General features: G+C 54.2%; 6 protein-coding genes. 1 reads left to right on the forward strand and 5 read right to left on the reverse strand.

Annotation, left to right across the window (positions count from 1 at the left end; translation table 11 throughout):
- Positions 1-367 (reverse strand): PLP-dependent transferase (locus ACOYNV_RS24580; protein ID WP_422902444.1); only part of this gene is annotated, 367 nt, incomplete at its 3' end.
- Here ACOYNV_RS24580 and fliW point away from each other — a divergent pair.
- Positions 353-616, forward strand: a complete 264-nt coding sequence (gene fliW, locus ACOYNV_RS24585) for a flagellar assembly protein FliW (protein ID WP_422902445.1) — start codon at positions 353-355, stop codon at positions 614-616. The two genes, ACOYNV_RS24580 and fliW, sit on opposite strands and share 15 nt — an antisense overlap.
- 192 nt (positions 617-808) lie before the next feature.
- On the opposite strand, the gene ACOYNV_RS24590 is transcribed toward fliW, so the two are convergent.
- The 4 genes from ACOYNV_RS24590 to ACOYNV_RS24605 are packed head-to-tail and all read right to left on the reverse strand — an operon-like array spanning position 809 to position 6,593.
- Positions 809-1,450 (reverse strand): endonuclease III domain-containing protein, encoded by a 642-nt coding sequence (locus tag ACOYNV_RS24590; RefSeq protein WP_422902446.1) that lies wholly within the window; start codon positions 1,448-1,450, stop codon positions 809-811.
- Positions 1,451-1,499: 49 nt separating this feature from the next.
- Positions 1,500-3,851, reverse strand: a complete 2,352-nt coding sequence (locus tag ACOYNV_RS24595) for a DUF2357 domain-containing protein (RefSeq protein ID WP_422902447.1) — start codon at positions 3,849-3,851, stop codon at positions 1,500-1,502.
- Positions 3,852-5,219 carry an McrB family protein gene (locus ACOYNV_RS24600; RefSeq protein WP_422902448.1) on the reverse strand — a complete coding sequence of 456 codons (1,368 nt, stop codon included), beginning with the start codon at positions 5,217-5,219 and terminating at the stop codon, positions 3,852-3,854. It lies immediately after the preceding gene.
- A gap of 30 nt (positions 5,220-5,249) precedes the next feature.
- On the reverse strand, positions 5,250-6,593 hold the full coding sequence (locus tag ACOYNV_RS24605) for a DNA cytosine methyltransferase (protein WP_422902449.1): 1,344 nt from the start codon (positions 6,591-6,593) through the stop codon (positions 5,250-5,252).
- Between the last annotated feature and the right edge of the window lie 397 nt (positions 6,594-6,990).

Raw genomic sequence — 6,990 nt, forward strand, 5'->3', positions numbered from 1 at the left:
ATGCCACCAGTGCCTCGTCGGACATGCGGAAATGGGTGGTGGATGCCGGGTGGATGACCAGCGACTTGGCGTCGCCGACGTTGGCCAGATGCGAGAAGACGCGCAAAGCTTCGATGAACTTGCGGCCGGCGAGTCTGCCACCCCTCAAGTTGAAGGTAAAAACCGAACTGCTGCCCTTGGGCAGTAGTTTCCTGGCCAGTTCATGGTCCGGATGATCCGGCAGATCGGGATGCACCACCTTGTCCACCTGATCGCCCTCCCCGCTCCGCGTCAACAGATGGGCGACCACCAGCCGGGCGTTTTCGATGTGCCGGGCCATGCGCAGCGACAGCGTTTCCAGCCCCTGAAGTATATGGAAGGCGGACATCGGGCTGAGACAGGCGCCGAAGTCGCGCAAGCCTTCCCGGCGGGCGCGCAGCAGGAAGGCGGCTACCGTCGACTCCTGCAAGACACAGAAGACGCAGCCGTCGCGGTGATCGTTTATCGTGACGACGCCGAAAGCGGAAAAATTGCCGCCAATACCCGTTCGCCGGTAATTCTCAACCTGAAGAGCCGCAAGGGAATGCAGAAGGTGCTGCAGGAAGTTCACCCGACCCTGCTTTATCGCGCGCGCTGATTTATTGCCGGAAGGAAACCCGCCAAGGCGTAAGCCACAGCGGGTTTTTTTACTCGACGGAATCACATTCAAGCGATCTAATGTGGGTACTGCAAGGTTCTTTGTCGCCAAGCCCTTCAGCATAGGCCAAGATATTGTCATCAAGCTCACCAAAGCAATTGACACTTTACTGAGCAACCGGTCTTTCTCACTTTACCTGCCGCGAGCTACCCCAACCCTGTGGCACCAGGCAGCAACAGGGCATTCCTGGCATCTCGGCGCGTGCGCAGTGCAAATTTCGCGTCCCAGCGAAATGAAGTTCACATGTAGGGAGTAGCGAAGCTCCGGGGGGATTTTAGATTGCAGGCGGTCCATGTCGCGCGGCGCGCAATGCCGGTCTTTTTGTGTTGGCCTGACCCATCCCAAGCGCCGGGAGATGCGCCAGCAGTGGGTGTCTACAGGGAAAACCTGCCGGTCCAGCGAGTACATCAGGACACAGCGCGCAATTTTCTTGCCGACCCCCGGCAGCGCCAGCAAAAAAGCTTCTGCTCCCTTGTCGCTCATGGCGCGCAGTGGTTCAAGGCTCGGCTCGCCAAACTGATCTACGACAGCGTCCAGAAGGTTGCGGATTGCCTTTGATTTCTGGTTGGACAGCCCACCTCTGGCGATGGTCATGGCAATGTATTCGGCGGGCGCTTCGGCGATCATCAGGTGGGTGGGAAATGAATCTTTCAGCGCCCGGAACGTTTTACGGTAGTTCGCCTCATCAGTTTTCGTGCTGCAAATAATGAACAGCAACTCGTCCAGCGGATCTTTCAGGTTGTAGTGAGCAAAATCGTGGTAACGGTATTTCAAGGCACCGGCAACCTCTCTGACCGTTGCCGGGGATTTGCTAGAACCCACCTCAGCCGCCTCCCGCACCTGCCAGCAGGTTTTCTCTGGCGACCGCCATCAACGCGTCGAGCGTGACCGTTTGCGGCTCTGCCGACTGCCGATTTTGCAGGCGCTCCGGCAGTTTCGAGTAGTCCCACTCGAAGCCTTCAAAACCTGGTGCCGGCACGACGTTATAGACCAGATAGAAGGGTTGGGATGGCGTGCCGGGGTAACCCTCTTTCATAAGTGCTTCTTTTGACAGCACGCGCGGCCCCTCTTTGGAGACAACAAAAAGGCCGGAACTGGTTTTCCCCCTGTAACTGTGCAGCAAGAGATAGTGAGCGCCGGAAACCTCCGGTTTGAGCCGTAGCGAGCCAGCTTTGGTGTCCATGCGGAAGTTATAAAGCTTCTTGGCCTGCACCCATTTCAAATGGGCGGCATCCTTGTACCAGCCAATCAGAACATGCGTCTCGGAAGGAGGCGGCATGCGCCGGCGTGTAGTGCCGTCAAACTCAGGAAGCTGGCTAAACACCTTATAGCTCGCAGGCGCTTCCTGCGCCTTGTGGGTATGGTAACTCTGGCGCTCCCGCGCTGTCGCCCGGTCGCAAGCGTGGGCGACAACCTCGCGGATAAAACTTTCTACCTCCAGCGCACCGTTGCCTGGTTTGAGCGGGAAAGCGCCTAGCCCAGGCAAGATTTCATGGTATCCATTCCACTGGCGCGATGCATCGCCGGGGTAGAGCACATAGGCACCCTGGGTGCGGCGGATGGCATCGCGGTAAGCGTGCATTTTCAGCAAATCTGCACGTTTGTAGCGACCTTCGCGTTGCTCCTGTTTTTCTTCTGCCAAGTCGTTGTTTGCATCGGCGGCATCGAGGCTTTCATCGGTACGCCCAAAAAGCTGTTCTACGCTATCGATGCGGTATTTGGCGTCAAAATGCACATGGGCCATAATTTCCTGAGCTTCAGCTTCTTCTTCGGAGAACGTTGCTGGCCACAGGCTCAAGGAGTAGTCCGGCCGCATGCGCTGGGTCCATGATCCAGTCAGATCCGGGGCGACATTGTAAGAAAAGCTGCGGTTATAGCTGAACCGTACTCGCAGCGGGCGGGCGCCGCCAAAAGTTACCCCATCGAACGCCAATTGCTCGCCTGATTTGAGCTTCAGGCCGAAGCCGTCTGCAGTTACTTCGATCAACTCCTGTGCGGTAGGCTTTTCCAGTGAGAACACCGACGAAACGATGTCCAGCAGTTTGAAGAAAACCCAGTACTCGTAAAGTGTGGCGATGTCGCGCTGGCCTGCGCCGTAGACATCATCGCCGCCACGCCACACCAGGCGTGCCGCCATGTCAAACTTGAGCCAGGCCTGAAAAACTTCGCGGTAGCCTTCCTTGCGCTGCAATACGGGGCTACCCAGCGGCAATATGTCCGGGTCAGAAACGCTGCGGAACACATCTGCTGCCAAAGCCGTTTCGAGCAGGCTTTCCTGGGCGGCTATCTCCGCTTGCAGTCGGGCATCGGCAGCGCTGCCAATTTCCTCCAGTTTGTGGCGCATTCTGTTCAGGAAGCTGGCAAACGATTGCAGCGCGAACTTGATAAAGCGGTTTTCCGGCGTGTCCTCGGTCTGGGTGTTGCGGTGGAGCGAAATACGTTCAGGCAGGGACGAAATGGCCTTCGCCAGTGGGTGGCCGGACGGGAGCGGCACCCGTCTGGACGCACGGGCAAGCTGGCGTTGTGTTTTGGCGTCGGGCTTGAAGCCCCGCCGCATGTCGTGCGCGGTCTCTTCAGGCTCCCAGCGCCGGTAGGGGTGTGTCGTGATGCGGTGCAGGGCATCACGAAACTGGCGCGACCCAAGAAGGCCGCGTAAAAAAGCAAAGCGCTGGTGCAGCGTGTCGGGTGTCCGGCCCGGTTCGGGCGCCACGCGCATGGCTGACGGTGCACGCAGGTCCATCAGTAGTGCCACGGAGTGCTCGGTAATGTCTTCCAGCATGTGCCGATAGTCGTTGCGATAATTGACCTTGCGCGAACGTACCTCAAGCGCGGCGCGCCCAGCGACTTCCCCAGCCGCATCGCGTACCACCAGCGCCAGTCGCCCTGTATTCAGGCCAGTGGCGATACTGCCGCAGTGAGCCAGCCGGGGATTGCCGCTTGGCTCCACCGCGCCAAGGCCGAATTCTTCTTCAAGCCGCAGGTTTTCAGCCCCGGGGCCGACAAAAGCGTATTCGTAGCGCAGCCCTTCCATAAGCTGTAGCGGTTCTTCACCTGCTTCCCTTGCTTCAGCATCTCCTTGCCGCACCAGCGCGTTGTCTGGGCTTTCCGGCGGGTAAATTTCAAGACAGGCATTGGGGTTCCCGTGCCAATCCAGAAACTCCAACGACTCGGCCATTTACGCCTCGGCGGCGCTGGTGAAACCATCAGTTCTGAGCCGATTTTGCATGCGCTCGATTTTATTCAGGCTGTCATCGCACTCGTGCGTCGCGCAAAACGCTTCCAGCGCTTTCAGCACCGGCCCCAGACGGCGTTCGGAGCCGTGCAGTTTCGGCACTAGCTTTTGCAGTACCTGCGCGTCCAGGGCGGTTTTAAACTTCCAATTTTCACCCGACAGCCTGGCGTGAAAATGCATGAAGCGAGTGATTTCATACGCGGTGCGGTAGCCAAATTCAGCGCCGATCGGAGCCAGCGCACGAAAGATTTCTGTCAGTCTAGCCTTGAGTTCGTTCGCTGTTGCAGCATCGAGTTTTGCCTCCGTGCTGGCTTCCACCACAAAGGCTGGCCCGAAAGCCGCACCCTTTCGAGCCAGCGCGTCCAAGTCCACCTTTGAAGGTGCGTCGAGAAAGGCGGCAATGTCGTCAGCAGTGGCGCGGAATTCGATAACGTTAGCGCGGTCCAGCACCTTGGGTGAAAACATGTAAGTCGTTTCATCCACGTTCACCGTGCCAATGATGAACAGATTGTTTGGCAGGCGGATTTTTGGCGGTACCGGCAAAGGGTCGTCTGAGCAGGATTCAAGGGGCTCCTCCGAAGAATGCAGAGCAATTTCCTGCCCCGATTCGACAGCGGAAAGGAGGTCGGCGAAATAGCGCTCCACATGGGAAAGATTCATCTCGTCCAGAATCAGGAAGTAGGGATGTGCCGGATCATTCTCCGCGCGCAGGATAACGTCCAGCGCACCGCTGGGTGGCTTGCGGTAGATGCCAGCCTGGAGTGCGTCCTGGTAGCCGAGCACGTTCTCGTTTGTGGTCCAGTCCGCCCCAACGGCAACGAGGCGATATTGATCTTCAGACTCTGAAATCCACGCAGCAAAGGCTTGGGCCAGTTTGGTTTTTCCTGAACCCGAAAGGCCGGTAAGAATGAGGAAGCGCTTGGCGAGAAGCGAGGCTGAAAAACGTAGCATGATGCTATCAGGAACTCGCAAGCCTGCCCCTGTGAAGCCAGCGTGTAAGTGTTCTCGAAAAGCTTGCAAGGAAGTTTCCGGCATTAATGGCTCCAGTGTTGCAGCAACATCCAACCTCTTAAATCGGTATTCCGTTGTTGCGCTTCCTGCACGTGCGGCACTTACTGCACGGGTTGTATTTCCCGTTGGTTCAATATGTCCAGTCTTTCTGAGCCAATTGATTACGCCAGGCTTCTTAGTGCTTGGAACTTCAATGGTGGCGTGTTTCCATATCTCATCACTTGAAAAGTGCGCATCTTCACCAAGTTCTTTTCGCATTTTATGAATCGCCTTGATGACATGGTCCTGTGGTTCTGGCATGGCTTTCCCCTTATGTTTTCAGTCTTTGATTTATTGCTTATATTCGTTCAAATGTACTGCAACGGTTTTACCTATTGCTTTTGCTAGCAAGGGGGGGACTGCCTCGCCAATCATGTCAAGGCCGACACCTATGTTTTCCGTGGCTTTATTTGGGTCTTCTGAGGTATAAAAAGTAAAGGCGTCGTCAAAAGATTGGAGCCTTGCGGCCTCTCGCATCGTAATGCCGCGGCAACGATCTGGATGTGTGAAGCGTCCGGAGCCCAAGAAATTTGAATTGGCAGTGATAGTTAAGGCTGGTTTATTCCAATCGAGTCTTGTATAGGCGCTCCAGTAATACCGCTTGTAGAAAGCTGAAATTATTTTCCCTTCTTTTTCAAGAAGCATTCTTGCTCTAGTCTCTGATATATCCTGCTGAACCAATGTTGTTACAAGTTCCGCATATATCCCACGCATTCGGTCACTCGCCTCATCCCAAGTTTCGCCGGGTCGCATTTGTTGAATTATGTTTAGGACACGTCTCTGATAGTTTCGGGTAATGTGGTTGTAAGGAAAACTTTCAGAAGTTCGCATTAGTTTTGCAAAAGAACTCCGTGGGATCGATACGAATTCGTCTTGCCGTCCAGCTAGTGTTTCGTGAAATGGGGGGTCTGGCGGTAGGTCAGCCAGAGCATCCATAACCGTCACCCACGGATTTACCTGACGATAAATTGGCAGGGAAGGATCGCTGTGTGTTTGAGAAGGCAGGGTTATGTGACCAAGCCGCGATGCAATGATGACTGCTCTTTGGCGAAGTTGTGGAACTCCAAAATCCGCAGCATTTAAAATTCCACAAGTGACCTGGTAGCCCATTTGGCAAAGAATCTCTTCCACCTGCTGAGCTATTCCACCTCGCTTACCGTCATGAAAGTGACTTAAAAACTGCGGTACGTTTTCAATCACGATTACTTTCGGTTTTATCGCAGCAGCAATTTCTAAAAAGCGGAGTACAAGATCATTGCGCGGGTCTTGGTCGAGTTTGTTGTAGCCCCCATACCGAACAATCTCCGAGCCTTTACGAGCCCCGGTGCGCCGCATCTGGGAAAATCCTTGGCACGGCGGGCCACCTAGCAAGCAATCAAGGTTTTCAACACCATTGGTTCGCAATAATTCATTAATACTTGAGTCCGTTACGGTTCGTATATCGTCGTGCAATATAAAAGGAGAAGACTCTCCATGAGAATGGTTCAACTCAAACGTACGTAGCGCGTGTTTTTTTATATCATTACCAAATACAGTTCGAAATTTACCCGTTTGCCAGAAGCCATGGGAAAACCCACCACATCCACAGAAAAGCTCTGCAACCGTAAATTGTTCTACTTCCTTCTCAGTTTCCATTATTAACTAGCGACTTAATAATTGGCTAAAAGGTATAAATAACATAAGCCGAACCTGATACGCCATCCCCAAACATCTTCTGTAAGACAATGAGGAACCGTAGAGCTAGGTATGTTGAAGAAGTTGGGCGGTAGTTTGGGAAACGCAAAAGAATGAGGCATTTGCTTCAAATATCTCCATGTTATTTTTACTTGATTCTGATGCGGACAACTGACGGTTTGTATATTGCTGACCAAATTTCTTGCAACTTGGTGCTTTCAGAAGTGCCGCCATCAATAGTTGATCGGAGCCGGCCATAAAATTAGCTCAAAAGGAAAGGGCGGATGAACCGCCCTTTTCTTGGGAGGATAGGCATTTCAAAGACCCAATCCCAAGTATTCTCGTCCGCAGCATACCA

This window comes from Propionivibrio sp. (assembly GCF_049316945.1).
Lineage (GTDB): Bacteria > Pseudomonadota > Gammaproteobacteria > Burkholderiales > Rhodocyclaceae > Propionivibrio.